Genomic DNA, 22,726 nt, shown 5'->3' on the forward strand with positions numbered 1-22,726 from the left:
CCAGTTGCCCTTTCATCAATTCTTTATGTTATTACTATAAACTCTTTTTGCAATAGTTAACATGAACTGAAGTGAACTTAACATTTTGTTAACTTAACTTCTGAGCATATTCAATCATACGCTTTATTTGCGCGTGTTTATTATAGATATAGCGCGGACTATAATGTAACTCTTCAGCAAGCTTTTCCAATGTTTTGCCCTCCACATACTTACCATACATGATCTTGTGTTCCAAACCATGGAATGTACTAATTACCTTTTTGAAATCAAACATGTCATTGATTTTTAAAGCTAATTCATGTTCACGAGTAGCAATACGATCTTCTAGTTTCGCTCCTTCTGATTCAGCTGTTAAACGTACTTCCCACAAATCACCACCAGCCCAGCGTTTTAATTCTCGTTTACTTCTATATAAATCATTTTCCAAATAAATGATTTCATCTTCTAATTTTTGATAATCCTTTAGCCACTCTAACATTATGTGTGCCACCTCACTTATTTTAAGATGCCAGCTTGCACAAAAATATTTCTCCATGCATTTGTAACTCTCTCCTTATCCATTGCTCTTGCACGTCGGTCAATGGCTTTTTTTATCTTCTTTTTCTTTAAGTTAGCCACATCAACACTTCCTTCTCTCTATTATTTTAATCGAATCTTATTAAACGCTATTTATAGCCTGAACGAGCGGTTTTAGCACTCCCTAGACTTATTGTATTCTCAATTGAAAACAAGCCCTTTCTTGCGTGATTTCAGCTTATCATTCATTCGAACTGTTGTTCTTTGACTAGCACCTCACGCAAGTCATTAATCGTTATATCCTTCTCAATTAAATCTTCCTCTTGTACATGGCAATTACGAACTTTTTCAACTGCTTTTTCCATTGTTTCCGCTTCAACAACTGCTTCATACATTTTCATTTGAGTAAAGGTAACATTGAATGTTTTCATTTCGTTCTCCCTTTCTATTCAAATAACTATTTTGTTTAGTTGGTATAAGTTCCATCCTTCACCAATACATCATCACGCACACGATTCCAATCCCACATAACTTCCTGTTTTTGATTTCCGTTGAATTGCACCCAAGTTCCGAATCCTTCTACTTCCCTGATGCCTGTAATCGTACCTTCTCGCCCCTCGACATCCACTAACACCATTCCGTTTTGTATAAATTCCAAGTCATTCAGCCTTTTCATTTCACATTCCCCCTTGCGAATAATCTTTTTTACATTACACATACTACCCTCGAGTCAGCTATACTCTTTCATAACGGAGCTTTACCCCTCCGGACTGTTTAGGCACTTGGCAGGTGATTTGGTCAATTACCTGCCATTCCGATTAAAATAACACTTTGGTTTAGTTTTCTTTCCCACTCTCACCTTTACGTAAATGAATATTCCATTTTTTATGATTCAATCATGAAGCTCACCCTCTTTACCGAACTGAACAGCACTTTTATTTATTTTTGTCAGAATACGACTAACTTGAACTTGACTACACCCTATTTCATTTGCGATGTTTTGTTGTGTCCTGTTCTGTAGACTCATATCTAATACGATGTGTTCCTTATGTGATAATTGAGATTTAAATGCCTGTATCACCATTCTATTAATCGATACATCCTCAACATTTTCTGCTTTTTTATCCTCTAGCATGCTTTCCAAGGTTAATTCTTCATTCCCATTAGACTGGTGTACAACTTTATTCAAGGACTGTGCACCTGGTTGATAATGTAATGCGTTGCTTACTACAGATACATCTTCTTGTAAGATACTTGCTATTTCTTCTGGAGTTTCATCTTCTAGGTTTTGTCTTAAAATTTTTCCTTTTATGCTGTATACATTTCGTTGCACTTTCACCTTTTGATGATCTCGAATTGCTCGTCCAATCTCACCTAGAATTTTCGGAACAGCATACGTTGAAAATTTACAACCATACTCAAGATTAAAATTATCCCTTGCTTTAATAAGACCTATCATCCCAAATTGAGTTAAGTCCTCTATATCTAAACCCGTATCATGTTCTATACTCTTCATTTTTTTCGCATACCGTTTCCAAACGCAATGATGCACAAGCCTTTCATACTTCTTCATAAATTCAGTATCTGACATTTCTCGAACGTTAGCTCCAACTTTTACTTGGTCTCTTTCTTTAGTCATTTTTTGGATTCTCCTTCTTCAAAGTTAGGAAAGTGTTTTTCTTGTAACCTTGCAAAGGCTACCGAAAGTTCCTCTTTAGCTGAATGTTTATTCTCTTCTAACACTTTTTTAAAATCATCCAAAAAATCACGTACTCTTTCATCAGTTTTCGCTTTAACTATTAATTTCCACAGCAATTCTTTAATGCCATCAAGTATTTCTCCACTCTTATTATTTGCCATTACCTCGCACTCCCTGCCGTAATTGGAATCTTATAACACCCTTCTCTTAACCGGTCTAAAATACGTCCACCTTGCAAATGGCCCAAACGTTCCTGTAGTTCCTCATCACTACAGTTACTTGTAATAATCATCCGTCTCCAAGTACTGTATCGATAATCAACAATTGTATATAAAAACTCTGCTGCAAACTCTGAAGGCTTTTCTGCTCCTAAATCATCTAGTACTAATACATCGCACTTCATGAGTAACGCCATAATTTCTGCTTTGCTTTCCTTATCACTGCTAAATGTAGAGCGTATTCTATCTAACAGTTGTGTCACGTTATATACAATTACTTTAGGACCCATACTCTCTAAAGTGTGTTTAATTGAATAACAAAGTCTTGTTTTTCCAGATCCGAATCCACCTTGTAAAAACAACCCTTTTTCTTTCTTTTTTGAGATATTTTCAATGAAATATCTTGCACCTTTAACTGCCTTCTCAACGCCCACTCTCATTTCAAAGTTCTCAAGTGTAGCATCGATATATCTTTCTGGTGTCGACATTAAATATCGATTTTGTTCTCCTCGTTGCATTCTCTTTTGTGCTGCCTCTACAACATCCTGATATCTAATCTCATCTTGTTCCGCAGATGGTTTCCTAAAGCATTTAGGGCATACTGGTTGCACTTTCCCCGTGGAATTAACACCCGGTACTTTTGCACCTTTTAAATGCTTTAATAAGTAGATAGGCAACTGCATCATCGGAACGAATATTTTACAAGTTTTACACCATGCACCTTCTTCAAGTGACATAGCCTTCATTAATTCCTCTACACTGACTGAGTTTCTTACTTCTCGTTCGCTACTGAACACTCTTTGAAAAAGTTCTTCTCTCCCCATTTAGCACACCCCTAGAATGGCAAATCATCTTGGTCTTCTGCTTCTTGTTGGAAATGTTTTAACCGTTCCTCAGCTGACATTTCCGAATGTTGCTTTGTTTTTGGTTTGCTATTTAAGTAGCTTTCAAACTTTGTTCCAAATAGCGTTTCTGGTCTTAAATATTCATCCATGTTAGGATCTTTAAACCAATGGGATTTCTTTATATCAATAACCTTCTTGAATTGTTCAACTACATAGCCTTCAGCTAGTCTTGCTTTTATTAATGTTTGAGTTTTCTTAGTTGAGGTACGATAATTCTTTTCACATGTGGAGTTGAGATAGTTTACTATCTCGACTATATATTTTGTAATCTCTGTAGATAGTCTCTGTGTATTCTCTGGTATTGGTTTGGTCAACTTGTCCGATAGCACCTGGTCACTTTTACCACTTCTTCTGGTCAGATTGTCCATATCGTTTACCGTTTCGAGCGAACGCAATTTATCATAATCAATGGTGTACCATTTGGTTTTATCAAATTTCATTTTGTTATAATTACCTGTCAATAAAACATTTGTTTCTTCTAAATTTTTCAAAATACGTCTAATTGTCTTCTCGCTCCAAAATGGAAATTGTTTAGACCATTCAACAACACTGTTATATATCCAACGTCTTTCATCATAAAAATGATTAGAGCGATTTAACCAGTAATGTATCTGCTGTAAAAAGACTGCTTCATTTAACCCGATACTCTTTGCTAATGATGGGAGAACCAGTAACGGTTCTTCGTTTATGATTAACTTACTCATATAGAACACCTCTTGTATTTAAGGGGCATAATCATGCCCCTCTTTTCATAAAATGGACATGTATGTTATAATTTTTCTAAGTATTTTTTCATGGGTATTTCAGTAGGGTAACTTGTTGGCGCAAGTTACTTTTTTAATTACTCTCACCATCCTCTATAACTCCTAAAATATTGCCTTCTAAATCTTCAACTGTTCTATACATAGTTAATCCCAAATCATTTTTTAAAAAATTGCTTATCTTTTCTTTCGCTTTGGGCGAACTGTCTATAAAATCCAAAATCACGTTATTTACCGCCCAATAGATAGGCATTTCATAAGATGGGCAATCATATATACCTTCCATTCGCCCTTTTCGATGTCTATATTCCAGTCCTCTATGCAAGGCATATTCCATAAATGTTTTAAAAGTTTCTTGCTGTTTTTTATCTTCTCGATATTCTTTATATAGCCGTTGACCTTCTATTGCATTCCCTCCAAGAAGAGCACACACCTCATCGACACTAAAATCCCAAACATGAATAATATCAATAACCTGCTTGCCTATACTTAAAATTTGCTCCTTCACTCTGTTTAACACATTATTAACTTCATTAATGAAAAGTAGTTTTTCACTGGCACGTTGTATTTCCATAATCTCCATTAACCATTCATGCTGTTTTTGTAAACTTCTCTTTCGGTCATACAATTCGTCCATATCTTTGAAATTCGATTTTAACCATCGCTTGTACCAAGCAATTGCATTAAAAACAATCATTTTATATGGATATTCATTCCACTCTTCACCAAAAACTTTAAAAAACCCGACTTGATTGGTCATTTTACCTTTTCCAAATGTTTCAGAAACAAAATGCATTTGATTATCACACGAATAAACGCAGATGTACTCACCCTTATATTCTTTAAAAAGAAAAACATTTTTTAATTGCTCCACCTGTAATTGATCAGGAACTAACCTAAGTTGTTTTGCTTTCTTTTCAATACTTCTAAACACTTCTTTGTTTGTTATCATCTCCACGTAATGGTCCTCCTTTTAGATAATTAGATCATTGGTCTCCAGCCCTCAATAAACTTTAAAGCCTCATCAAAATCTTTCTTTAAAATATCTCGATAGCTATTCACATCAAATGCATCTTTTAAATTCTTACCTAACAAACCAAACAACTTACGTGTAGTGCCATGAACCTCTTTATCAATATGGCCGTGCTCCCATAGAAAATAGATACGTCTACCTTTTGCCTTCTCTATTACTCGTTGTTGTCCAAAATCAATAGTTAATTGTTCTTCAATAACATGTTCTAACTTGCTAACTCGATTGTTTAAGTTGGTTGTTCCTGCTGCAATTAGTTCGATTTGTTTGAATGGGTCAGTAGGGATTTCATTTTGCTTTTTTATATGTTGTTCCATTTGATGAAATCGTTCTATGTAAGAAGCGGAAAACAATGTCCCTTTCTTACCTGTCATTTTATGAGCAATTAATTCGCAGCCTTTTTTCGTGATGTTATAACATGGGCGCGCCTCATTTTTCTTATCTAAATACGTGCTTTGCCTAAAATATTCAACCACCTGACTTTTCAGGGCGTCATCTTCACTTAGATAACCTATATGCGTTTTGATATCTGCCATTAAATTATCATGCCGCTTCCCTACCATCTTTGCTACTTCCAAACTTGATAATGTTGCTTGTTCATTTACTGGTGTTAATTGGTCCATATAAAATCCTCCTCATTTTTAATAATGCTTGTCCATCCTACGCACTTGGAATGACTCGTATTGAGTTCGTATGACGATGAACTAAATGTAATTCCCCATCTACCTTTTTAAAGATTAACCAACTCTCAGGATTCAATTTGTATGATTTAAGGTGCACCTTTTCACGCTTGGTTAACTTTTTACCGTTTTTCATTAAAATCCCCCTCTAATCACTTCGCAAATAGTTCGTCTACTGTTGTTTTAAAATGTTTTGCGAGTAATTTTGCTTCTGTAAGAGTAAAATCACGTTTCCCTTTTTCTTTTAAGTAATATGTTTGCTGGCATATATTTACCAACTTCCCAGCATCCTCTTGTGTCATACGATGTTCTCTTCGAAGAATAAATAGGTTTTTATACATCTCGCTCATCATCCTTTATAAACTTTTCAATTGGCTTGTCCAAAAAACAAACTGCTAAAGGAACTATACAAATCACAAGTGCGACTATCATCAACGAAAACGTGCTTTCCTCTATCATTTTGTTATCGCCTCCTTTCAGTTACCTTAAGAATTTTGTTTTTTCTTTTGGTAATAATCTCGCATGTAATCGTTTCTTTTAGCTTTATTTTTCTGATACCAATTGCGATTGTAATCATTCTTAATTTCGCTTTCTTCCATATTCATTTTCTGCGCCACTTTTTTCCAATATCGTTCCTGAGTTGCTTTAACCTTTTCTTTATTAGCTGCTCTCCAGGCTCGCATGTAAGCCTTTTTTGCTTCTCGAGCAGATAAGTCTTTTTCAGTATCCACACTATATACCTCCCTAACCTTTGCTACTAGCAAAGTTATTGACGGAAAATAAATTTGCTTATAGCAAAGTTATTGTTTGTCTTTTTCTCTTTATCTTTCTTTTGTTAAACACATTGTACAATTAAATTTGCTTGTTGCAAAGTATTTTTTTCTAAAAAAATAAAAAAACTTGTCTTTAAGCAAAGTTTTATTGTACATTATATATAACAAAGAGAGAAATAAACGTAAAGTTAAAAGGAGGTTTAATAATGTCTGAAACTATTGGTAGTCGTATTAAAGAGGTTCGTAAATCTTTAAAAATGAAACAAAATGAACTTGCAGATGCTGTCGGTGTAAACTACACAATGATTTCGCTATATGAATCAAATAAACGTGAACCTAGTAGGGAAACGGTAGAAAATATAGCTCGTGTTACAAACGTTTCCGCTGATTATATTATGGGGCTTTCAAAGCATAAAACTTTTGATGAAGAAACATCAAAAAAAATAACAGATGATGTTGAAGATATCATGAAACGTATTAATCAGCTTCCTGCTGATAAACGAAGCAAAATTATAAATATGATCAATGATCTATAAAAAAAGAACTTGGCAGATTAACTTCCACCAAGTTCTTTTTTTATTTTGATTATTTTTTCAATTGCTTCTTGATCTCCTTTATATGCAAGTTCAACTAACTCACTTATTTTTTCTTTAACATCTACCTCTACAGTGTTTAACATTAAAATTCCTCCTATTCATTTTAATCAAAAATCAGGCGACACAGTTTTACGACGTGTGATTTTATTTGTGTCACTCCTTAAACGCACTGAAAGCCGCTACCGAAGTAGCGACTTTCTTTTTTATAGTAACTATATTAACTTCCGCCAGGATCAGTCATCATATACTGAACTGGATTTGTTTTTTCTAGCTGATTAACTTCTCCAAATAATCCGAATCCTAATACCCCTACGCACATTAAAAGTGCAATTAAATTCTTTTTCATTGTAGCACTTCCCCTTTGTTCATTAAAATATCCTTACATAACTGTCCATAAAAACTTAACCCTGCTAATTCAAATTCGAGTAGAGCTTGTTTAATTCCTTCCATATCACCAATACATTTTGAATAAGAAAGACGTTGAAAAGGAGTAAATCCTTTTCTTTTCATCTGTTCAAACATTGAAACTCCTAACTCTCTATCACCATAGTTATATTCATAATTAGCCTGTTCATTTTCATGAATTACCGTAACATCAATCTTATCAATGTTTAAATTGTTAGTTATCCTTACATGCGCCAATGTAGTTTGAAAAGCTATATACTTTTGAGTTTTTACAGGGACATTAACTTCTTCTAATTTTTTAATAGATTGTTCTAGGAACTTTTCAGACATAATCGGCGACTCGAACTGGTAAGATTCACCAACGCAACATAATGATGTCGCTTTGACAATTGGAATATCTAGGGAAGAGTTAATTATTTTATAACATGTTTCCCTACATTCATCAAGTTGCACTCTCCAAAGATACATGTATGCTTTTCTTTCATTTGCTAGCATACTAAGATAATCTTTAATATGACCTTTTTTGATTTTTTTTAAATTTGCTTCTACAGCGTCTACATATTCAATAATGGCGTTATTATTCGGCTTATCAGCTAATGCTAGCATATACAGTATATTTACCATCACCTGGCAATGTGGATTCGAAGAAAAACGACGCTTGTTCAATTCATCGTGCAGTGCCTGTCCTTTTAACTCATTTTTATTCCTCTTATTAAAAAGTTTATATATGCTAAAGAAAATTCCTAAATTCTTTTTACTTTCATGCTTTTTTATTAAATGTTGCATCAGATTATATTCACCTTGAACCTGACAATATATTAAAGCCACTTCAATGTTAGAGATACTTTCACACATACTGAAAAATTCTCTTATGATTTTTCTTTTTTCAGTTGGATGCTCAAATAAAATCTCAATGGATTGAAAAAATACTGCTACATCCATTTCATATTCACAAGTAAGTCCTCTCCTGAATGTTTCACGACTTACTTTGATTTTCTCAGCAAAATTCCTTCTTGAATATCCGCAAAATTCTATTCTTTTCAACAACTGATCCATTACATGTTGCAAATTCACTTCCCCCTTCTCCGAACATAAACTTTCCATCCTAACTTATTTTTCAATAAGGAACATTGCTAATGTATGATATAATAAGATGGACTCATACGAGGCAAGTGTTTCCTAAGGTACGGTTAGGGAACGGTGTAATTGTGGTCACAACACTTTTACACACGCTTCTATGGGTCTATATTTATGTTCAATAATATTATTTTGTTAATTTCATAAACTTTCGAAACTGCAAATTCTCTTCCATAATTGGATATACGCACCCAATATAACACAATCCCCTTTAAAATAATTGTCTTTTTTGATTTTTTCAACAATTGTTTCTCTAAAATGACAATTGTTTCCCATTCCTCCATTGTTTTGTTAGTATATTTCAATTTTAGTGATACAAAACCAGCCATTACGAAAAATCCACACCCAGCCAATTATTAAATTTTATCTCTTTCCCAAAAATTAGCTTTTATTTTTTATCAATATTAACAGATAGCACTATATGATAATATAAAAGTATCCTTTCTGTTTTTATCAATATGATGGTTTAATAATAATTGAGTTCCCTTACTCTTCTGTTATTAAAAGTAAGATGGTTTAATTTCGTAGACATCCTTATTTGGATGTCTTTTTTGTGTTTTATAGAAACTGCAATAATGCAATTTTGCATAATCACCAAAAAATACACCATGTACATAATAGAAGTAGTACAATAAAAAACGTGGATACATTCTATAAATCAGATTCTCTTATTATTAAGAGCGTAATATGTCAATCGCACTAGTGACATAGCGTTTATCTAAATATTTACCTCGCTTCTTTTTATTGTGTGTGCTAACAATCTGGATTTAAAGATGATTCTGTTTTATAGGTTGTGTTTACATCCTGATAAAAGGGGTACACCTCTATTTATTTAAAGGAATATTAAGCTGAAAGAAAAGACACTTTCATATTGATTGTGCCTTTTCTTTTTTTGTACACGCTGATATACTATTCATACAAGGACCTTTAGCTCAGTTGGTCAGAGCAGACGGCTCATAACCGTCCGGTCATAGGTTCAAATCCTATAAGGTCCATTTGGTTTTTAAACGTCATATGTTATAATCGAATTTCCATCACAAAACGTCTTAGTTGCTTCAAACATCTAAGACTAGAATCCGTTGCAGATTGCAGCGGATTCTTTTATTGGACTGACTCCTTTTATTAACAAATGGCATAACATAAAATTAGCCGTTTACCAATGGTTATTTCTTCAAACTTAAATCCATTATTAAGATGTTCTCATTGGGACATCTTTTCTTTTGGTAACAAACAAGCTATAATCTATTCAATAAATTGAATTATCACTCTTTATATAAAGGAGGAACCCCTATGGTGATCTATAAGGATGACAAACGAGGTACATATTTCTTCGTAGTAAGAGTCCGTCAGTTTGATGGGACAACCAAGCAAGTAAAACGTCGTGGGTTTAAAACAAAAAAAGAAGCACGTGAAGCAGAAGCTAAAATGTTAGTTGAAAAAGAATCAAACTCCAATCTAACATTTGAGCACGTTGCAGATAGTTATTTTAATTGGTATACGCAGAGGAGGAAACAATCTTCAATAAATACCATAAAAAATGCCATCTACAATCATTTAATGAAAGAATTTGGAAAAATGAAAATTGACTGTATCACACCTAGACATGTAATGGACTATCAAAACAAAATGATCAATGAATACTCTGCGGAATATTTAAAAAAATTCCACACTACACTCTCAGCAATATTTAATTTTGGGATAAAATTTCATGGTTTAACAACCAATCCAGCAAGAATTGCTGGGAATTTTCAAAAAGAATCAAAGAAAAGAATTAACTTTTGGGAATTCGAAGAATTTAAACAGTTTATCAGTGTGGTAGATGAGCCCATGTATAAAGCATTCTTTTCAACTCTTTATTATAGTGGAGCAAGAAAAGGCGAACTACTAGCTTTAACTTGGGAAGATATAAATTTCGAAGAAAAGACCATTAACATTCACAAAACTAAATACAATCGTCAAGTTACAGAACCAAAAACTAAAGCTTCTAATCGAATTATTATGTTACCTAACTTTGTAATGAATTTATTAAAAAGTATAAAAAAAGATGCTGCACTAACAGCACCAGTTAAAAATGATTATGTTGTTTTTGGTGAATTCTATGATAGTCTCGCCACAACTTCATTACATAAAAAATTCAACAACTATCTAAAGATTGCTATGGTTAAAGAGATTGTAATGCATGAGTTTAGACATTCTCATGCTTCTTATCTAATAAATAAAGGTGTTAGCCCGCTGGTTGTAGCCCAGCGATTAGGGCATTCTGATGTAGCAACAACTTTAAATACTTATAGCCATTTGTATCCTTCGAAGCAAGCAGAAGTAGTTGCGTTTATGGAAAAAGATTTGCTATAATTGTTACCAAACCGTTACCGATTAACTATAAATCGTTGATATTACAACTTTAGAAAAGACCCTGTTCGTCAATTCCTTTTTATCTGTCTTATTTCACACTTAGTTTTTCTTTCACTTTCGCTGGAAGCTCGTCTTTTTTCACTTCTTCCCAAGCTGTTACACCTTTTTTATCTGAGTGGTATACGCGTAGGAATGCTTCTTTACGAAGATTTTTTTGAGCTGTAAATTCTAATTCTTTCTCTTTACCGTCTTTATCAAAGCCAATCAACTTATATTCATAATCTTTAAATTTTTGACCATTATCAGCTTTACTATGAACTTCTTTTCCATCTACTGTAATTTGAACATAATACTCATCTTTACCCATACGGTTTAAATCACAACCAACTAACAAGCTTGCGAATACAACTAAAATACTAAATAGTGCAATGTATTTTTTCATTTCCTTCACCTCATATGTTTTTTCTTATATTCTTATCTTAAAGCCCAGAGCTTAAAGAAGAAATTCAAAAACATGACATGAACATTACACTTTTGTAAGATAATAATTATTTCTTCACTTTAGAAATCGTCATCCCGTCACCAATTGGAACGAGTACAGATTCTAAATGCGAGTGGTTTGCTATCATTTCATTAAACTTCTTCATAACTTCTGTATAACGTTTTTATTTCACACGCTCATCAGCTACACTACCGCCAATAACGTCTTTCACGCCAATTTCGCCACTTATCACGTAATTTCCTTATACCGTTTATTACGCCTTCTATTATGCATTCCATTATAATATTTATCACAAGGTATCTTATACATCTAAAAATAGAACCTATAACATACCTCAATACAATTTCAAAAACATCTTCCAGCATATATCCCCCTCTTTCTATCCTTCCATTATAACTAGAAAAAGAGAACTTAAAGCTCAAATAAATGATAAAGAAATTAGAAGTCAATAGATGAAAAAGGATTTCTAAATGATGAATTGAATATATATTTATTGTTCTCTAACTTTTGAACGAAAGTTTTTTACATATGTTTCATTCTGTCCTAATTTAAAGTTTTCGAGAGGAGAAATGATATGAACTCTATTTTATTAGATGTTCCGTTACAAATAGAAACAGACAGACTCATTCTTCGAGCACCACTTCAAGCTGGTGAAGGGGATATAGTACAACAAGCTATTAAAGATTCCATTAATGAATTAAAGCAATGGTTGTCTTTATTTCAGTCCATTCCTACTGTTGAAGAAACGGAAATTCTTCTGAGAAATGCACATATAGATTTTTTGAAAAGAGAAAGCTTTCGCTATCTTATCTATCATAAAGAGACGAATGATTTTGTTGGAACAGCTAGCCTTCATCGAATTGATTGGAAGGTTTCTAAATGTGAAATTGGATACTGGATTAACACGCAATTTAGTGGCAGTGGATATATGACAGAAACAGTAAGTGCGTTAACAAACCTTGGATTTCAGTTATTCAAATTTAGAAGGATTGAAATACGATGTGAATGTAATAACACGAAAAGTCGTGCACTCCCTGAAAAACTAGGCTTTGAACTTGAAGGGATATTACGTAATGAAGATTTTTCAGCTGACGGCAAACAACTAACTGATACTTGCATCTATGCAAAAATAAAGTGAAATATTGATTAGCCTTGGTAATCGGGCTTTTACGGCAAAAGAAAAGACCTTTCTAACGATTTTATTCTATCGCTAAAAAGGTCTTTCTCTATTTCTGCTAAAAACTTAGCACTCTTCTGGCTTACCAGCATTCGATGCTGTACGGAAAGATGATCCACATCCGCATGATGCGATTGCGTTTGGATTGTCAATTGTGAATCCACCGCCAAGCATAGATTGTTTATAGTCAATTTTTACTCCTTTAACAATTGGAGCACTTTCTTTATCGATAACAAATTCAACACCGAAAAACTCAAGAACTGTGTCGTCTTCTTTTGGTTCTACTTCAAACCCTAAGCCGTAAGAAAGACCGCTACATCCGCCGCCGTGTACAGCAAGGCGCACATACTTCTCTCCATCTTCAGCATCTTTTAACATATCTTTAATTTGAAAAGCTGCTTGTTCTGTTACTTCAATCATGAAATACACCTTCCTTTCTGTTCTTAGTCCATTATACATCTTTACGCTTCTATCTTGTACTCATACACTCCGCGGCAAATTACTTCCGCAGGTCCTTTCATCAACACGTTTCCTTCTTCAGTCCACGCAATCATTAAATCGCCACCAGCTAAATGGACTGTAATTTCCTTACCACGTTCCATCTTTCCATTTAAAATAGCAGCTACAACTGCAGCGCACGCCCCTGTTCCACAAGCTTGCGTTACACCAGACCCACGTTCCCAAACGCGGAAGTTCATCTCGTCATCATTCAAAATTTCGATAAACTCAACATTTACTCGCTCTGGAAACATTTCATGTGTCTCGAGGACTGGTCCAAGTGTTGTAAGAGGTGCTTTTTCTACATCATCAACAAAAATAACCGCATGTGGATTTCCCATTGAAACAGCTGTAAATGCATAACGATGATTATTGTATAAGAAGTTTTCACGAATAAATGGTGTTTCACCTTCACCAAGCATCGGTATTTCTGCACGTGTTAGACGCGGTGCTCCCATATCGATTTTCGCTAATGTCACGACACCATCTTCTACTGTTACTTCAGCCGTTACAATACCAGCCAACGTTTCAATTGTAAAAACTGTTTCTTCTACTAGTTTATGCTCATACGCATATTTCGCTACGCAGCGTAAACCGTTACCACAGCTCTTTCCTTCAGAACCATCATTATTAAACATGCGCATTTTCACCGGAGCTACGTCTGAAGGGCAAATTAAAATCATCCCGTCTGCTCCAATACCAGTATTAATATTTGAAACCTTTTCCGCCACAAGGGCTAAATCTTCTTCAGGAATTTGCTCTTCAAACATATTTACATATATATAACTATTGCCAAGACCATGCATTTTTGTAAAAGAAAATTGGCTCATTTATATTCACTCCAAAAATAATTTGTTATGTTAAGTATAAAATGCATGCTTTTAGAACACAATATGAATGTCCCCCGTTTCTCATATTTGACAACGTTTGGCGATGAGCCACTCTTACACAATTTGTGTAAGAAAAAAGCCCTTCTAAAAAGGGCCTTTTTTTATTTATTCCACTATTTTCGATTGGGGAGAGCTAATAATTAGTATTAGCCCTTCCCAATCGAAATCACATTTTATCTAATAAAAAAGGTGCTGCTAATTCGCAACACCTTAAAACATTGGATTTTCATCCAAATACTCATATACATTATTAACAAGCTCTTCTACTGTTGCACCTTGTACAACTTCACCATTTACAAGTGCAAACGGTCCTTCAAAACAAATACCACAATATCCTAGACAACCATACTCCATTACATCTAAATTCGGATCTTTTTCTAATTTTTCTAGAGCTGCTTGTGAACCACTTGCAAGGTTACCTACACAAAATTCAATTAATGGTTTAATCAAAATTCTCCCCCCTGTACTACAAAACAAATTACCTTTTCACTTTATCTATAAGAAGAAAACTAAGCTGTTTCTTGTTGTTTTCGTTACACAGTCTAAACTATTTAGTTACTTCATTATTTCACTTCAAAGTAGATGACTTCTTCTATATAACATGCTACTTCCAATGAAATAGTAACTACAAAGGAAAAACAGTTTATTTTACTTTTCTTCTTATTGTACAACAGAGTATTCATTCATGCATTGTTATTTGTTCACAAATTCGATATAATTCGATTGAGTAAAGTCAAAATATTTTATTAATATAAAATTTTATGATTAGGGGATATTTCAACAGAAAAGGGGTAATCCATCATGAAACACCTCGTAATACTAGGTGGCGGCTACGGTGGAATGAGAATTCTGCAAAGGCTACTTCCAAGCAACCAACTTCCAGATGATGTACAAGTGACATTAATCGACAAAGTACCATATCATTGCTTCAAAACTGAATATTATGCATTAGTTGCGGGTACTATTTCAGAAACGCATATTCGTATACCGTTTCCTGAACACCCACGCCTCAATATTCAATACGGCACAGTAACAAATATTGACCTCGAAGAAAAAGCTGTTCATCTCGATGGCGGCGAAGCAATCCAATATGATGACTTAATTATCGGACTTGGCTGTGAAGATAAATATCATAACGTTCCTGGGGCTAGGGAATATACACATAGTCTACAATCAATTGAACAAACACGTAAAACATATGAACAATTAAATAGTCTAGAACCAAATGCAACAGTAGCTGTTGTTGGTGCTGGCTTAAGTGGCGTTGAAGTAGCAAGTGAACTTCGTGAAAGCCGTTCTGATTTAAAAATCTATTTATTTGATCGAAAAGATAGAATTTTATTCCCATATCCAGAGAAATTAAGTAGATATGTAGAAGAATGGTTTGTAAAGCATAAAGTTAACATTATACGAAACTCTAACATTACAAAAGTAGAACCAAATATTGTGTACAACCACGATGAACCACTTGAATGTGATGCAATCGTCTGGACAGCTGGTATTCAAGCAAATGAAGTTGTTCGAAACCTTCCAGTTGAACAAGATGGTAGCGGACGGGTTGTCTTAACGAAATATCACAATATTCCAAACAACGAGCACGTGTATGTTGTAGGAGATTGCGCAGCACTTCCACATGCACCATCTGCCCAACTTGCTGAAGGTCAAGGAGAACAAATTGTCCAAATATTATTAAAACGTTGGAATAATGAACCACTCCCGGATGAACTACCTGTTATTAAATTAAAAGGTGTTCTAGGATCTCTTGGTAAGAAGCATGGATTCGGTTTACTCGCAAACCAACCATTAATGGGACGTGTACCGAGATTATTAAAATCTGGTCTTCTTTGGATGTACAAATATCATAAAGGTTAATACTTTACAGGCTGTCTACTATGTAGGCAGCCTCTTTGCATCAGTTTTTAAAAATTATCAGACACATCTTTCTCAATATTTATAATGATTTATTTTTCATTTTTATATTAAAAAATATTGATAAACATTGTATGCTATTTGTAAGTTGTTTTATTATTTCCTTGAAGACCGAATTCATTCGGTCTTATTTTTTATGTGATAAATACTTTTGTAGGAGGCATTACATTCCACTTATGAACTTATCGAAACTAAACAATCGAATAGAAGCGAAAAAGAAAGAGTTAATCTATCTCGTTGAACGATACGGATTGACTCATGATAAAGTGATTTCTTTCAGCCAAGAATTAGATCGTTTACTTAACTTATTAATAAAACTCAAGACGAAGAAAAAACGTTGCTCTTTATAACCGTTATCTTCTCTTTTTTGATACGATATAACTAGAATCAGAAAGGAGCGATTTATGTTTATATTAAAAAACGTTATATATAAAGATATACTATACATTCCTTATTTACAGATTCAAAAAGAAAAGATTACTTGCATTATCGGTGAAAGCGGAAGCGGAAAAAGCACGTTGCTTCGCATGTTAAACGATTTACAATCTCCAACATCCGGCACAATTGAATATAACGGAAAATTAATTTCTGATTATCACCCTATTCAATTACGTCGTGACGTAGTTATGCTTGGGCAAACTCCACCTATTTTTGATGGAACCGTTAAAGACAACCTATTAATGGGACTTCGTCTTTCTGAAAAACCATTTCCAAATGATGATGCCCTGCGGAGTGCATTACAAACCGTTAGCTTAGACAAGCAATTAGAAAATAGCGCCTCCTCACTATCTGGCGGTGAAAAACAAAGACTTGCCTTTGCACGTATCGTACTTATGGATCCGCCTGTCTATTTATTAGATGAACCTACTTCAGCATTAGACAGTGATACAGAACGCCGCGTTATGAAACAATTTACTGAACTAGCACGAAAAAAGAAAAAAACAATTATCTTCATCACACACTCACAACAACTTCCAGAAGAAATTGCAGACGACATTATTGAGATTAGTAAAGCAAACGGTGCAACTAGAAAGGAAGTGCTCTCTGTTGAAGGGCGTTATTGAACTCCAAATTTGGCAACTTGCAGCTGCCTATATTTTCATTCTTATTTTAATTGGACTTGTAAAATTAAAAGGAATACCTCGCGAAAAACAAATCGCGCTCGCAACATTCCGTATGACGATTCAGCTCGTACTTGTTGCATATGTCCTTACATACGTATTTGAAAACAGTAATCCATTTTATACAATTGCTCTCATTACTTCTATTACTACCTTTGCAATTTTTAATATTTATAAACGAGTTAACATCCCAATGTCTAAAGAATTAAAACGAGTAGCCGCCCTTTCCATGGTCGCCGGATCAATTGGGCCACTTCTACTATTTATCTTTGTTATTATCGGACATGATCCGTGGTATGCTCCGCAATATATCGTCCCTATTACAGGAATGTTAGTTGGGAATGCCATGACTGGCGTTTCTCTCGGCGCAAATACGTTCTTAAACAATATGAAATCGCAAAGAGGTCAAATTGAAGGTGCACTTATGCTCGGCGCAACACCGAAAGAAGCAGCTGCTCCGCTCATTCGAGACGCTTTTGACTCTGCTATTTTACCGACAATCAATTCTATGGTCGGAATGGGGATTATAAGCTTACCAGGCATGATGACTGGTCAAATATTATCCGGTGTATCACCATTCACAGCCATTCAATATCAAATCGCCATCATACTCGGTATTTCTGGAAGTACTGCCTTTGCTGTCATTATCTTTTTACAGCTTGGATATAAAACGTTCTTTAATAAGCGATGTCAATTGAAAGAAATTGACTATGGTGCACGGTGAATCGTGCGTAGTTCACGATGAATGAAATTATATTAACGATTTTTTCAATATATCTATCATAACTTGCAATATATCAACGATTTTTCAAATATATCTATCATAACTCAGAATATATCAACGATTTTGTACGAAATATCGATTTACCGACAAAAAGTGACATAATAAAAAGAGGAGGCTATTCGCCTCCTCTTCTATTTACTTACGCCTTCTTAACGAACTGTGATTTTAACTTCATAGCTCCGAAGCCGTCAATTTTGCAATCGATATCGTGATCGCCATCAACTAGACGGATACTCTTTACTTTCGTACCGATCTTCACAACTGAAGAAGTTCCTTTTACTTTTAAATCTTTAATAACAGTAACTGCATCGCCGTCTTGAAGAACGTTTCCGTTCGCATCTTTTACAACTTTCGCACCATCATTATTTTCAGCTTCTGCGTCTTGGCCCCACTCATGAGCACATTCTGGACATACGAAAAGAACGCCATCCTCATACGTATATTCTGAATTACATTTTGGACAATTTGGTAAAGTAGCCATAAATTCATTTCCTCCGTTCATTATTTATACGTAAAAATCAAAGTTGATGTTTACATCTCGATAAATAAAATTTGTATAGCATTTCTTTATAGTGCCATAGTCTCACGTTATTGACAAGCCTACCTCAAATTCTCATTTTTTATTGTATTTTACAAAATTTCAATTTGTATGCCGTTTTTCTATTTGCTCTTCTACTAATTTTAAAAATCTTCGTTGTGCATTTTTATTTTTTACGAGCAATCGAACTCTTAGCTTACTTTTTAAATATGAGCGAACTTTGTAGTTCGTAATAAATAACTTTCGATACTTTTCGTCTTCATATATCATTCGAAACCATTCATACTGCTGCAAGTAACGTATGTTAGCATCAATCTTTTTCGTGTGTAAACCCGTACTTAAACTAATCGATCCTATTAGAGCTTCTATTAATGCTGAAATTATTTCTCTCCCCCTAATAAACAAAAGAAGAACCTTCACAAGATTCTTCTTTTCAAAATGAACGAGTTCCCTCTAGAAACCCAAATTATTTTCTTCAATGTAAATTTGATATTCTTCCACTTCTTCTTCACTTAACTTCTTATTATTTTCATATACCTCTTGCCACTCGAAATCATCTTCATCGAAATAAACAGCAAATTTAATTTTCACGTTTTTCTTCTCTGTATAATCATAACCAGTAAACTCTACTACGTCATAATCTTGTTCTTTCTTCACAAACTTCCAAGTTGGATTATCAGTCATAATCTCTAAAGTAACCCCTTCGCCACTTGAACGAACAACGTTTTTAATATTCGGCTCAGTTGGTAAAAAGGACAGCCCGAACGCAGCTAATCCATACACAATCCCGACTATAATCTGTAAACCAATCATACCAGCAATACTCACGCCGCCCTTTGATTGTAAGAAATACGCCTTCTCATGATCAGACGCATCTTCTCCCTTACGAAAAACACGAACAGCCTGCTTATAATATAAACGGTTTCCTTGCCATCCAGTAAATATCATCATTCCTAATTGAAGAGCTAAACTAAATGTTACATAAATCCCATCTGGAATATCTATAAAAGGGGGTATAACTATACTAGGTATAGCCAATAACGCAAATATAATAAATAACTTATACATTTTACGATAAGCTAACCAAAAAGTTGGGAAGAAAAAGGCTACCCAATTCCATGTATTCCCTTGCGCTGGATTTTCTACTTTACCCCACTTAAAGTCATAATAAGCTGTATTCTTTTGAACAACTTTATGTAATTCTTGTGGAGAAATCGTTTCTTGTAAAACCGTGTCCTTCACGTACATCATCCTTTTCTTATTTCTATATACATTTATTGTATATGGACAAAATGAAGGAATCTAACAAAAAGTACACATATTTCATAAAAGTGAACGGAAATCGAATATATTCCGACAATTATCCGTTTCTTATTTCATTTTACTTTTAAATATATTAAAATAATCGTGTATCATACCTTTAATACACTAAGTTAATTATTTTATATATTCACTAAAAAGGATGCATCAAAATCATTTTTATACATCCTTTTTAGTGAATATATACTACTATTTTAAAACAAACATCTCGACTTAAGAGCGCTCACAAATTAGCCTTCTACTATTTCAAACATATTTCCACTTACACAACTAATGAATAGTCCATTATTACCTTCCTCAATTGATACAATAAAATCTATTACAACAACATTTTTAGGGAGTTTAATTATATCTTTTACTTCACCACATTCAGCATCAAGTATTATCAATTCTAAATTTGAAGTTGCAATGTAAATTTCTCCATCTTTATATAACAGAACCTCTGTAATATCATGTAGAGTAGTATTGTTCCAAAGCACTTTACCTGTTTGAATATTAATACCACAAATTCTGCCTTCTCCTAAGGACAATACCATCATCTCTCCGATAAGAAATGGAGGCAATTCAATTTCAAAAGACATATTTACTTCATATAACTTTTGACCGCTCTTATGATCATAACATTGTATTTGTCTACTTACCCCTTCATATCCATACTCAGTTCTTGTTAATAGTATTTTTGCTTCCTTTGATTCAATGCAAGAGTACCATACCTCATCAAAAGCTTTTTCAAAAATTAAGTTACAGCCTTCTTTTCCATATTCCCACTTTTGTAATACCTCCATTGCTACACATATAAAATGTTCATTAGTTAAAGTAACTGGTTCATTTGGATTACAATCTTCCATCATTTGTTTCCATCGTGTAGAAGCATCTAATAATTGAATGGCAATTGTAACATTACTATATGCATCAACTTCCCCATCTTCATCAAAAGGATTCCCTGCTAATACATAGTAATCTGTGCCAAGATGGCACTGCAATTTTTCTCCTCCGACTCGAACATTCTTTTCCCATACTTTTACTCCACTTTCAAGCTCTAATAAAACATTGTAGCCTTCTTGTGTAATAACTAGTAAACGTGGTAACTCTTCTCCCGTAGTTTTTACATCTTGTATAATATGCCCTTCTATTTCTAAATCCCATAGAAGCTCCCCACAACTTGATGAAATAGCGTACAATTTCGCCATACTTTCTCCAAATCTATTTGCATGCCAAATAATTACGACACCATTCACAGTAATGCAATTACAATCTTCTACTATTGGAATACGGCACTGCCAAATCTCTTCTTTCGTTTCACTATCGAGTTTACGAATTCTGTGGTTATTTTCCTCTACATAAAAGATACTCTTCTTATCATGAGATAGTACCGGAGTAAATATCGGTTCAACCTCTCTCCTTTTTAAATACTTCCATTTTAATTCATACTTGTCGCTTGTAGCATGATAAGTTCGATACATAATTTCGTCATTTCCATTTACAAGTTTAGGAACAAATGGATCAATTTCTAACATTCTATGGTAAGCATCTTTGATTCGAAAAGAATCAACTCCACTCATGTAAATCTGCCCTATCTCCTTTTTAAGAAACGAAAAGAGTACTCGTAAAAATTGCTCGCTATCAACACTAGCTAACTTCTTGTCTCTCTGATTAATAATGAGAAATTCCCCATCTGTCTTCTTAAATTCCATCTTTTTTTCATATTCATTTAAGAAAATTGTAGCGTCATTATATCTAAAGACCTCGATACAAGCGTCAAACAACTGACAAATCGGGTCTATTATGTCTGTTTTTTCTTGAAACACAATACTCTCATCTATACTAAGTACTATTTCTCCGGCATTTTCTGTCGGCAGTTTATTTAGTTCGATTTGAAACTTTTTCATTATTTCCTCCCTCTTAATCACGTTGGAATACTATGTTTATTTACCCCACATTCCCCTTCACTTTCTCAATAATATCTTCTATACGCTCCGCTATACATTCCGGCTCCCATTCTCCCTCACCGTGCATAGCTGTATAAACTGGACAGTTCTCATCATTACTATCTACAAAAATCGGGTCTCCAAGATATGAATCTATGCCGATTACAATCCATCCTTCTTTCCAGTCTCCTTCTTCATCAAAACTATAACCAAGTTGCCCTTCTTCTATTTCTTCACTATTAAACAATTCTATCGTCATAGGTTCAAATTCATACTCTAGCTCAATTTCATTATCCTCAGCACGATCTACATGTGCTAAAAGTTGTTTAATTTTATTATGGTTAATCATGATATCTTCTCCATTCTATCTTTTAAAAATCTAATTTTATTCATAATGAGCTGCCGCAAGTAACATTTGAGCAATAAACTTCCATGTAATATTTTCTGGAAACTTCTCTCCTTGATTTATATAAACCGATTCACAAGAACCTAACCAACTATTTAATGCCTCTAAATAAGTCTCTACCTCTACATTCTCCCATTCATCTTTATTCACTTTAAAATCCTTTTGGAGGTATACAAGAAATTTTAATAAATCTTCTTTAGAATTTACGTGATCGAGGTATTCATACACATCCATACTCCGTCCCTCCCTCTATTGCGTGTTATCTAAACTAACTATAATATATGACATAAGATTCTTAAAACTATTATTTGAGGTGACCGAATATGAAGAGTACAATTTGGGCAGACGATGACTATTTAAAACTAGCACCCATTAACGATGAACTAATCAAAAAAGCAGAAGAAGTACTGAACGTAAAGCTTCCAGAATCATATATAACCCTTCTAAAAGAAATGTGTAGCATCCTAGCCCGAGAGGGCTGGGGTAGCTACTAACCCTTACGGGTCGCGATAGGTAAAGCTTTGAAGTTATCTCTACTTTTTCCCCCGCCCCACACCGTGC

36 protein-coding genes, 1 tRNA gene and 1 pseudogene are annotated in these 22,726 nt (G+C 34.1%); 9 read left to right on the forward strand and 29 right to left on the reverse strand.

Going from position 1 to position 22,726, the window contains the following annotated elements:
- Positions 1-88: 88 nt before the first annotated feature.
- The 14 genes from MR168_RS16445 to MR168_RS16505 all read right to left on the reverse strand — a co-directional run bounded on the left by MR168_RS16445 (position 89) and on the right by MR168_RS16505 (position 6,540).
- On the reverse strand, positions 89-478 hold the full coding sequence (locus tag MR168_RS16445; protein WP_000895342.1) for a hypothetical protein: 390 nt from the start codon (positions 476-478) through the stop codon (positions 89-91).
- 17 nt (positions 479-495) lie between these two features.
- A complete protein-coding gene (locus tag MR168_RS16450; protein ID WP_001284975.1) occupies positions 496-618 on the reverse strand; it encodes a DUF3983 domain-containing protein in 123 nt (40 codons plus the stop codon).
- 143 nt (positions 619-761) lie between these two features.
- Positions 762-947, reverse strand: a complete 186-nt coding sequence (locus MR168_RS16455) for a hypothetical protein (protein WP_000847112.1) — start codon at positions 945-947, stop codon at positions 762-764.
- Positions 948-982: 35 nt separating this feature from the next.
- Complete coding sequence (locus tag MR168_RS16460) at positions 983-1,192, reverse strand: hypothetical protein (RefSeq protein WP_000826294.1); 210 nt, start codon at positions 1,190-1,192, stop codon at positions 983-985.
- Between the two features lie 216 nt (positions 1,193-1,408).
- Complete coding sequence (locus tag MR168_RS16465; RefSeq protein WP_000159774.1) at positions 1,409-2,155, reverse strand: sigma-70 family RNA polymerase sigma factor; 747 nt, start codon at positions 2,153-2,155, stop codon at positions 1,409-1,411.
- Positions 2,152-2,376 carry a hypothetical protein gene (locus tag MR168_RS16470; protein ID WP_000002744.1) on the reverse strand — a complete coding sequence of 75 codons (225 nt, stop codon included), beginning with the start codon at positions 2,374-2,376 and terminating at the stop codon, positions 2,152-2,154. Before MR168_RS16470 ends, MR168_RS16465 begins: the two co-directional genes overlap by 4 nt.
- The gene (locus tag MR168_RS16475; RefSeq protein ID WP_086411463.1) at positions 2,376-3,257 is read right to left on the reverse strand and encodes an ATP-binding protein; all 882 of its coding nucleotides are present in this window, start codon (positions 3,255-3,257) and stop codon (positions 2,376-2,378) included. Before MR168_RS16475 ends, MR168_RS16470 begins: the two co-directional genes overlap by 1 nt.
- Positions 3,258-3,268: 11 nt before the next feature.
- Positions 3,269-4,042, reverse strand: coding sequence for a conserved phage C-terminal domain-containing protein (locus MR168_RS16480; RefSeq protein ID WP_086411462.1), 774 nt, complete (start codon positions 4,040-4,042; stop codon positions 3,269-3,271).
- A 133-nt stretch (positions 4,043-4,175) separates the two neighbouring features.
- Positions 4,176-5,051 carry a hypothetical protein gene (locus MR168_RS16485; protein WP_153579127.1) on the reverse strand — a complete coding sequence of 292 codons (876 nt, stop codon included), beginning with the start codon at positions 5,049-5,051 and terminating at the stop codon, positions 4,176-4,178.
- A gap of 29 nt (positions 5,052-5,080) precedes the next feature.
- Positions 5,081-5,752 (reverse strand): Rha family transcriptional regulator, encoded by a 672-nt coding sequence (locus MR168_RS16490; protein ID WP_000372559.1) that lies wholly within the window; start codon positions 5,750-5,752, stop codon positions 5,081-5,083.
- A gap of 37 nt (positions 5,753-5,789) precedes the next feature.
- Positions 5,790-5,945, reverse strand: a complete 156-nt coding sequence (locus MR168_RS16495) for a DUF6906 family protein (protein WP_000788372.1) — start codon at positions 5,943-5,945, stop codon at positions 5,790-5,792.
- A gap of 16 nt (positions 5,946-5,961) precedes the next feature.
- Positions 5,962-6,150 (reverse strand): helix-turn-helix transcriptional regulator, encoded by a 189-nt coding sequence (locus tag MR168_RS16500; protein ID WP_000277641.1) that lies wholly within the window; start codon positions 6,148-6,150, stop codon positions 5,962-5,964.
- The gene (locus MR168_RS33360) at positions 6,143-6,268 is read right to left on the reverse strand and encodes a hypothetical protein (RefSeq protein ID WP_000568869.1); all 126 of its coding nucleotides are present in this window, start codon (positions 6,266-6,268) and stop codon (positions 6,143-6,145) included. Before MR168_RS33360 ends, MR168_RS16500 begins: the two co-directional genes overlap by 8 nt.
- A gap of 26 nt (positions 6,269-6,294) precedes the next feature.
- Positions 6,295-6,540: a hypothetical protein gene (locus tag MR168_RS16505; RefSeq protein ID WP_000379206.1), complete on the reverse strand. Its 246-nt coding sequence runs from the start codon at positions 6,538-6,540 to the stop codon at positions 6,295-6,297.
- Between the two features lie 248 nt (positions 6,541-6,788).
- Between MR168_RS16505 and MR168_RS16510 the strand changes: the two genes are divergently transcribed.
- Positions 6,789-7,118, forward strand: a complete 330-nt coding sequence (locus MR168_RS16510) for a helix-turn-helix domain-containing protein (RefSeq protein WP_000004989.1) — start codon at positions 6,789-6,791, stop codon at positions 7,116-7,118.
- A gap of 17 nt (positions 7,119-7,135) precedes the next feature.
- Here the strand turns inward: MR168_RS16510 and MR168_RS33365 are convergent, their stop codons facing one another.
- The 4 genes from MR168_RS33365 to MR168_RS16520 form a co-directional block, all read right to left on the reverse strand.
- Positions 7,136-7,261, reverse strand: a complete 126-nt coding sequence (locus MR168_RS33365) for a hypothetical protein (RefSeq protein ID WP_000935496.1) — start codon at positions 7,259-7,261, stop codon at positions 7,136-7,138.
- Positions 7,262-7,395: 134 nt separating this feature from the next.
- A complete protein-coding gene (locus MR168_RS33370; protein ID WP_000739860.1) occupies positions 7,396-7,524 on the reverse strand; it encodes a hypothetical protein in 129 nt (42 codons plus the stop codon).
- Entirely contained in the window at positions 7,521-8,651 is a 1,131-nt protein-coding gene (locus MR168_RS16515) for an AimR family lysis-lysogeny pheromone receptor (RefSeq protein ID WP_001164934.1), read from the reverse strand. The genes MR168_RS33370 and MR168_RS16515 overlap by 4 nt, the downstream gene beginning before the upstream one ends.
- A 167-nt stretch (positions 8,652-8,818) precedes the next feature.
- Positions 8,819-9,049, reverse strand: a complete 231-nt coding sequence (locus MR168_RS16520; protein ID WP_000896931.1) for a hypothetical protein — start codon at positions 9,047-9,049, stop codon at positions 8,819-8,821.
- Between the two features lie 592 nt (positions 9,050-9,641).
- Between MR168_RS16520 and MR168_RS16525 the strand changes: the two genes are divergently transcribed.
- Positions 9,642-9,715, forward strand: a tRNA-Ile gene (locus MR168_RS16525).
- A 295-nt stretch (positions 9,716-10,010) separates the two neighbouring features.
- On the forward strand, positions 10,011-11,072 hold the full coding sequence (locus MR168_RS16530) for a tyrosine-type recombinase/integrase (protein ID WP_000237487.1): 1,062 nt from the start codon (positions 10,011-10,013) through the stop codon (positions 11,070-11,072).
- Positions 11,073-11,160: 88 nt separating this feature from the next.
- Here the strand turns inward: MR168_RS16530 and MR168_RS16535 are convergent, their stop codons facing one another.
- Both MR168_RS16535 and MR168_RS16540 read right to left on the reverse strand, forming a co-directional pair.
- Positions 11,161-11,514, reverse strand: coding sequence for a YxeA family protein (locus MR168_RS16535; RefSeq protein ID WP_086411461.1), 354 nt, complete (start codon positions 11,512-11,514; stop codon positions 11,161-11,163).
- Between the two features lie 106 nt (positions 11,515-11,620).
- Positions 11,621-11,770, reverse strand: a pseudogene (locus tag MR168_RS16540) (methyltransferase); the annotation flags it as partial.
- A 378-nt stretch (positions 11,771-12,148) separates the two neighbouring features.
- On the opposite strand from MR168_RS16540, the gene MR168_RS16545 reads away from it, so the two are divergent.
- Positions 12,149-12,712 (forward strand): GNAT family N-acetyltransferase, encoded by a 564-nt coding sequence (locus MR168_RS16545; protein WP_001084691.1) that lies wholly within the window; start codon positions 12,149-12,151, stop codon positions 12,710-12,712.
- Between the two features lie 105 nt (positions 12,713-12,817).
- On the opposite strand, the gene MR168_RS16550 is transcribed toward MR168_RS16545, so the two are convergent.
- The 3 genes from MR168_RS16550 to MR168_RS16560 form a co-directional block, all read right to left on the reverse strand.
- The gene (locus tag MR168_RS16550; RefSeq protein WP_000573821.1) at positions 12,818-13,171 is read right to left on the reverse strand and encodes a HesB/IscA family protein; all 354 of its coding nucleotides are present in this window, start codon (positions 13,169-13,171) and stop codon (positions 12,818-12,820) included.
- 41 nt (positions 13,172-13,212) lie between these two features.
- A complete protein-coding gene (dapF, locus tag MR168_RS16555) occupies positions 13,213-14,079 on the reverse strand; it encodes a diaminopimelate epimerase (RefSeq protein ID WP_000077396.1) in 867 nt (288 codons plus the stop codon).
- A gap of 270 nt (positions 14,080-14,349) precedes the next feature.
- Positions 14,350-14,589: a YuzB family protein gene (locus tag MR168_RS16560; protein WP_000595026.1), complete on the reverse strand. Its 240-nt coding sequence runs from the start codon at positions 14,587-14,589 to the stop codon at positions 14,350-14,352.
- A 351-nt stretch (positions 14,590-14,940) separates the two neighbouring features.
- On the opposite strand from MR168_RS16560, the gene MR168_RS16565 reads away from it, so the two are divergent.
- From MR168_RS16565 to MR168_RS16580, 4 genes are all read left to right on the forward strand, one after another.
- On the forward strand, positions 14,941-16,011 hold the full coding sequence (locus MR168_RS16565; RefSeq protein ID WP_000682079.1) for an NAD(P)/FAD-dependent oxidoreductase: 1,071 nt from the start codon (positions 14,941-14,943) through the stop codon (positions 16,009-16,011).
- Positions 16,012-16,244: 233 nt separating this feature from the next.
- The gene (locus MR168_RS16570) at positions 16,245-16,418 is read left to right on the forward strand and encodes an aspartyl-phosphate phosphatase Spo0E family protein (RefSeq protein ID WP_001054091.1); all 174 of its coding nucleotides are present in this window, start codon (positions 16,245-16,247) and stop codon (positions 16,416-16,418) included.
- Between the two features lie 54 nt (positions 16,419-16,472).
- Entirely contained in the window at positions 16,473-17,132 is a 660-nt protein-coding gene (locus tag MR168_RS16575; protein WP_000470316.1) for an ABC transporter ATP-binding protein, read from the forward strand.
- Positions 17,116-17,913, forward strand: coding sequence for an ABC transporter permease (locus tag MR168_RS16580; RefSeq protein ID WP_000679254.1), 798 nt, complete (start codon positions 17,116-17,118; stop codon positions 17,911-17,913). The genes MR168_RS16575 and MR168_RS16580 overlap by 17 nt, the downstream gene beginning before the upstream one ends.
- Before the next feature lie 199 nt (positions 17,914-18,112).
- Here the strand turns inward: MR168_RS16580 and phnA are convergent, their stop codons facing one another.
- From phnA to MR168_RS16610, 6 genes are all read right to left on the reverse strand, one after another.
- The gene (gene phnA, locus MR168_RS16585) at positions 18,113-18,454 is read right to left on the reverse strand and encodes an alkylphosphonate utilization operon protein PhnA (protein WP_000212735.1); all 342 of its coding nucleotides are present in this window, start codon (positions 18,452-18,454) and stop codon (positions 18,113-18,115) included.
- A gap of 159 nt (positions 18,455-18,613) precedes the next feature.
- Positions 18,614-18,895 carry a hypothetical protein gene (locus MR168_RS16590; protein ID WP_140159335.1) on the reverse strand — a complete coding sequence of 94 codons (282 nt, stop codon included), beginning with the start codon at positions 18,893-18,895 and terminating at the stop codon, positions 18,614-18,616.
- A 69-nt stretch (positions 18,896-18,964) separates the two neighbouring features.
- Positions 18,965-19,762 carry a DUF2628 domain-containing protein gene (locus tag MR168_RS16595; protein WP_242291426.1) on the reverse strand — a complete coding sequence of 266 codons (798 nt, stop codon included), beginning with the start codon at positions 19,760-19,762 and terminating at the stop codon, positions 18,965-18,967.
- Between the two features lie 299 nt (positions 19,763-20,061).
- Positions 20,062-21,720, reverse strand: a complete 1,659-nt coding sequence (locus MR168_RS16600; protein ID WP_086411700.1) for an outer membrane protein assembly factor BamB family protein — start codon at positions 21,718-21,720, stop codon at positions 20,062-20,064.
- A gap of 40 nt (positions 21,721-21,760) precedes the next feature.
- A complete protein-coding gene (locus MR168_RS16605) occupies positions 21,761-22,108 on the reverse strand; it encodes a hypothetical protein (protein ID WP_086411701.1) in 348 nt (115 codons plus the stop codon).
- 36 nt (positions 22,109-22,144) lie between these two features.
- The gene (locus tag MR168_RS16610; protein ID WP_006918885.1) at positions 22,145-22,399 is read right to left on the reverse strand and encodes a DUF7660 family protein; all 255 of its coding nucleotides are present in this window, start codon (positions 22,397-22,399) and stop codon (positions 22,145-22,147) included.
- A gap of 89 nt (positions 22,400-22,488) precedes the next feature.
- Between MR168_RS16610 and MR168_RS16615 the strand changes: the two genes are divergently transcribed.
- The gene (locus MR168_RS16615; RefSeq protein ID WP_254909186.1) at positions 22,489-22,659 is read left to right on the forward strand and encodes an SMI1/KNR4 family protein; all 171 of its coding nucleotides are present in this window, start codon (positions 22,489-22,491) and stop codon (positions 22,657-22,659) included.
- The last annotated feature ends 67 nt before the right edge of the window (positions 22,660-22,726 follow it).

This window comes from Bacillus cereus group sp. BfR-BA-01356, assembly GCF_022663635.1.
Taxonomy (GTDB): Bacteria; Bacillota; Bacilli; order Bacillales; family Bacillaceae_G; genus Bacillus_A; species Bacillus_A cereus.

What these genes read in the sequence shown, in the direction of transcription:
- MR168_RS16480 (WP_086411462.1), bottom strand. Translation starts at nt 4,042, where the DNA reads ATGAGTAAGTTAATCATAAACGAAGAACCGTTACTGGTTCTCCCATCA.
- MR168_RS16575 (WP_000470316.1), top strand. Translation starts at nt 16,473, where the DNA reads ATGTTTATATTAAAAAACGTTATATATAAAGATATACTATACATTCCT.
- MR168_RS33370 (WP_000739860.1), bottom strand. Translation starts at nt 7,524, where the DNA reads ATGAAAAAGAATTTAATTGCACTTTTAATGTGCGTAGGGGTATTAGGA.
- MR168_RS16535 (WP_086411461.1), bottom strand. Translation starts at nt 11,514, where the DNA reads ATGAAAAAATACATTGCACTATTTAGTATTTTAGTTGTATTCGCAAGC.
- MR168_RS16495 (WP_000788372.1), bottom strand. Translation starts at nt 5,945, where the DNA reads ATGAAAAACGGTAAAAAGTTAACCAAGCGTGAAAAGGTGCACCTTAAA.
- phnA (WP_000212735.1), bottom strand. Translation starts at nt 18,454, where the DNA reads ATGGCTACTTTACCAAATTGTCCAAAATGTAATTCAGAATATACGTAT.
- MR168_RS16600 (WP_086411700.1), bottom strand. Translation starts at nt 21,720, where the DNA reads ATGAAAAAGTTTCAAATCGAACTAAATAAACTGCCGACAGAAAATGCC.
- MR168_RS16565 (WP_000682079.1), top strand. Translation starts at nt 14,941, where the DNA reads ATGAAACACCTCGTAATACTAGGTGGCGGCTACGGTGGAATGAGAATT.
- MR168_RS16470 (WP_000002744.1), bottom strand. Translation starts at nt 2,376, where the DNA reads ATGGCAAATAATAAGAGTGGAGAAATACTTGATGGCATTAAAGAATTG.
- dapF (WP_000077396.1), bottom strand. Translation starts at nt 14,079, where the DNA reads ATGAGCCAATTTTCTTTTACAAAAATGCATGGTCTTGGCAATAGTTAT.
- MR168_RS16460 (WP_000826294.1), bottom strand. Translation starts at nt 1,192, where the DNA reads ATGAAAAGGCTGAATGACTTGGAATTTATACAAAACGGAATGGTGTTA.
- MR168_RS16490 (WP_000372559.1), bottom strand. Translation starts at nt 5,752, where the DNA reads ATGGACCAATTAACACCAGTAAATGAACAAGCAACATTATCAAGTTTG.
- MR168_RS16520 (WP_000896931.1), bottom strand. Translation starts at nt 9,049, where the DNA reads ATGGCTGGTTTTGTATCACTAAAATTGAAATATACTAACAAAACAATG.
- MR168_RS16445 (WP_000895342.1), bottom strand. Translation starts at nt 478, where the DNA reads ATGTTAGAGTGGCTAAAGGATTATCAAAAATTAGAAGATGAAATCATT.
- MR168_RS16485 (WP_153579127.1), bottom strand. Translation starts at nt 5,051, where the DNA reads ATGATAACAAACAAAGAAGTGTTTAGAAGTATTGAAAAGAAAGCAAAA.
- MR168_RS16615 (WP_254909186.1), top strand. Translation starts at nt 22,489, where the DNA reads ATGAAGAGTACAATTTGGGCAGACGATGACTATTTAAAACTAGCACCC.
- MR168_RS16550 (WP_000573821.1), bottom strand. Translation starts at nt 13,171, where the DNA reads ATGATTGAAGTAACAGAACAAGCAGCTTTTCAAATTAAAGATATGTTA.
- MR168_RS16595 (WP_242291426.1), bottom strand. Translation starts at nt 19,762, where the DNA reads ATGATGTACGTGAAGGACACGGTTTTACAAGAAACGATTTCTCCACAA.
- MR168_RS16605 (WP_086411701.1), bottom strand. Translation starts at nt 22,108, where the DNA reads ATGATTAACCATAATAAAATTAAACAACTTTTAGCACATGTAGATCGT.
- MR168_RS16475 (WP_086411463.1), bottom strand. Translation starts at nt 3,257, where the DNA reads ATGGGGAGAGAAGAACTTTTTCAAAGAGTGTTCAGTAGCGAACGAGAA.
- MR168_RS16610 (WP_006918885.1), bottom strand. Translation starts at nt 22,399, where the DNA reads ATGGATGTGTATGAATACCTCGATCACGTAAATTCTAAAGAAGATTTA.
- MR168_RS16455 (WP_000847112.1), bottom strand. Translation starts at nt 947, where the DNA reads ATGAAAACATTCAATGTTACCTTTACTCAAATGAAAATGTATGAAGCA.
- MR168_RS16500 (WP_000277641.1), bottom strand. Translation starts at nt 6,150, where the DNA reads ATGTATAAAAACCTATTTATTCTTCGAAGAGAACATCGTATGACACAA.
- MR168_RS33365 (WP_000935496.1), bottom strand. Translation starts at nt 7,261, where the DNA reads ATGTTAAACACTGTAGAGGTAGATGTTAAAGAAAAAATAAGTGAGTTA.
- MR168_RS16465 (WP_000159774.1), bottom strand. Translation starts at nt 2,155, where the DNA reads ATGACTAAAGAAAGAGACCAAGTAAAAGTTGGAGCTAACGTTCGAGAA.
- MR168_RS33360 (WP_000568869.1), bottom strand. Translation starts at nt 6,268, where the DNA reads ATGATAGAGGAAAGCACGTTTTCGTTGATGATAGTCGCACTTGTGATT.
- MR168_RS16530 (WP_000237487.1), top strand. Translation starts at nt 10,011, where the DNA reads ATGGTGATCTATAAGGATGACAAACGAGGTACATATTTCTTCGTAGTA.
- MR168_RS16570 (WP_001054091.1), top strand. Translation starts at nt 16,245, where the DNA reads ATGAACTTATCGAAACTAAACAATCGAATAGAAGCGAAAAAGAAAGAG.
- MR168_RS16545 (WP_001084691.1), top strand. Translation starts at nt 12,149, where the DNA reads ATGAACTCTATTTTATTAGATGTTCCGTTACAAATAGAAACAGACAGA.
- MR168_RS16510 (WP_000004989.1), top strand. Translation starts at nt 6,789, where the DNA reads ATGTCTGAAACTATTGGTAGTCGTATTAAAGAGGTTCGTAAATCTTTA.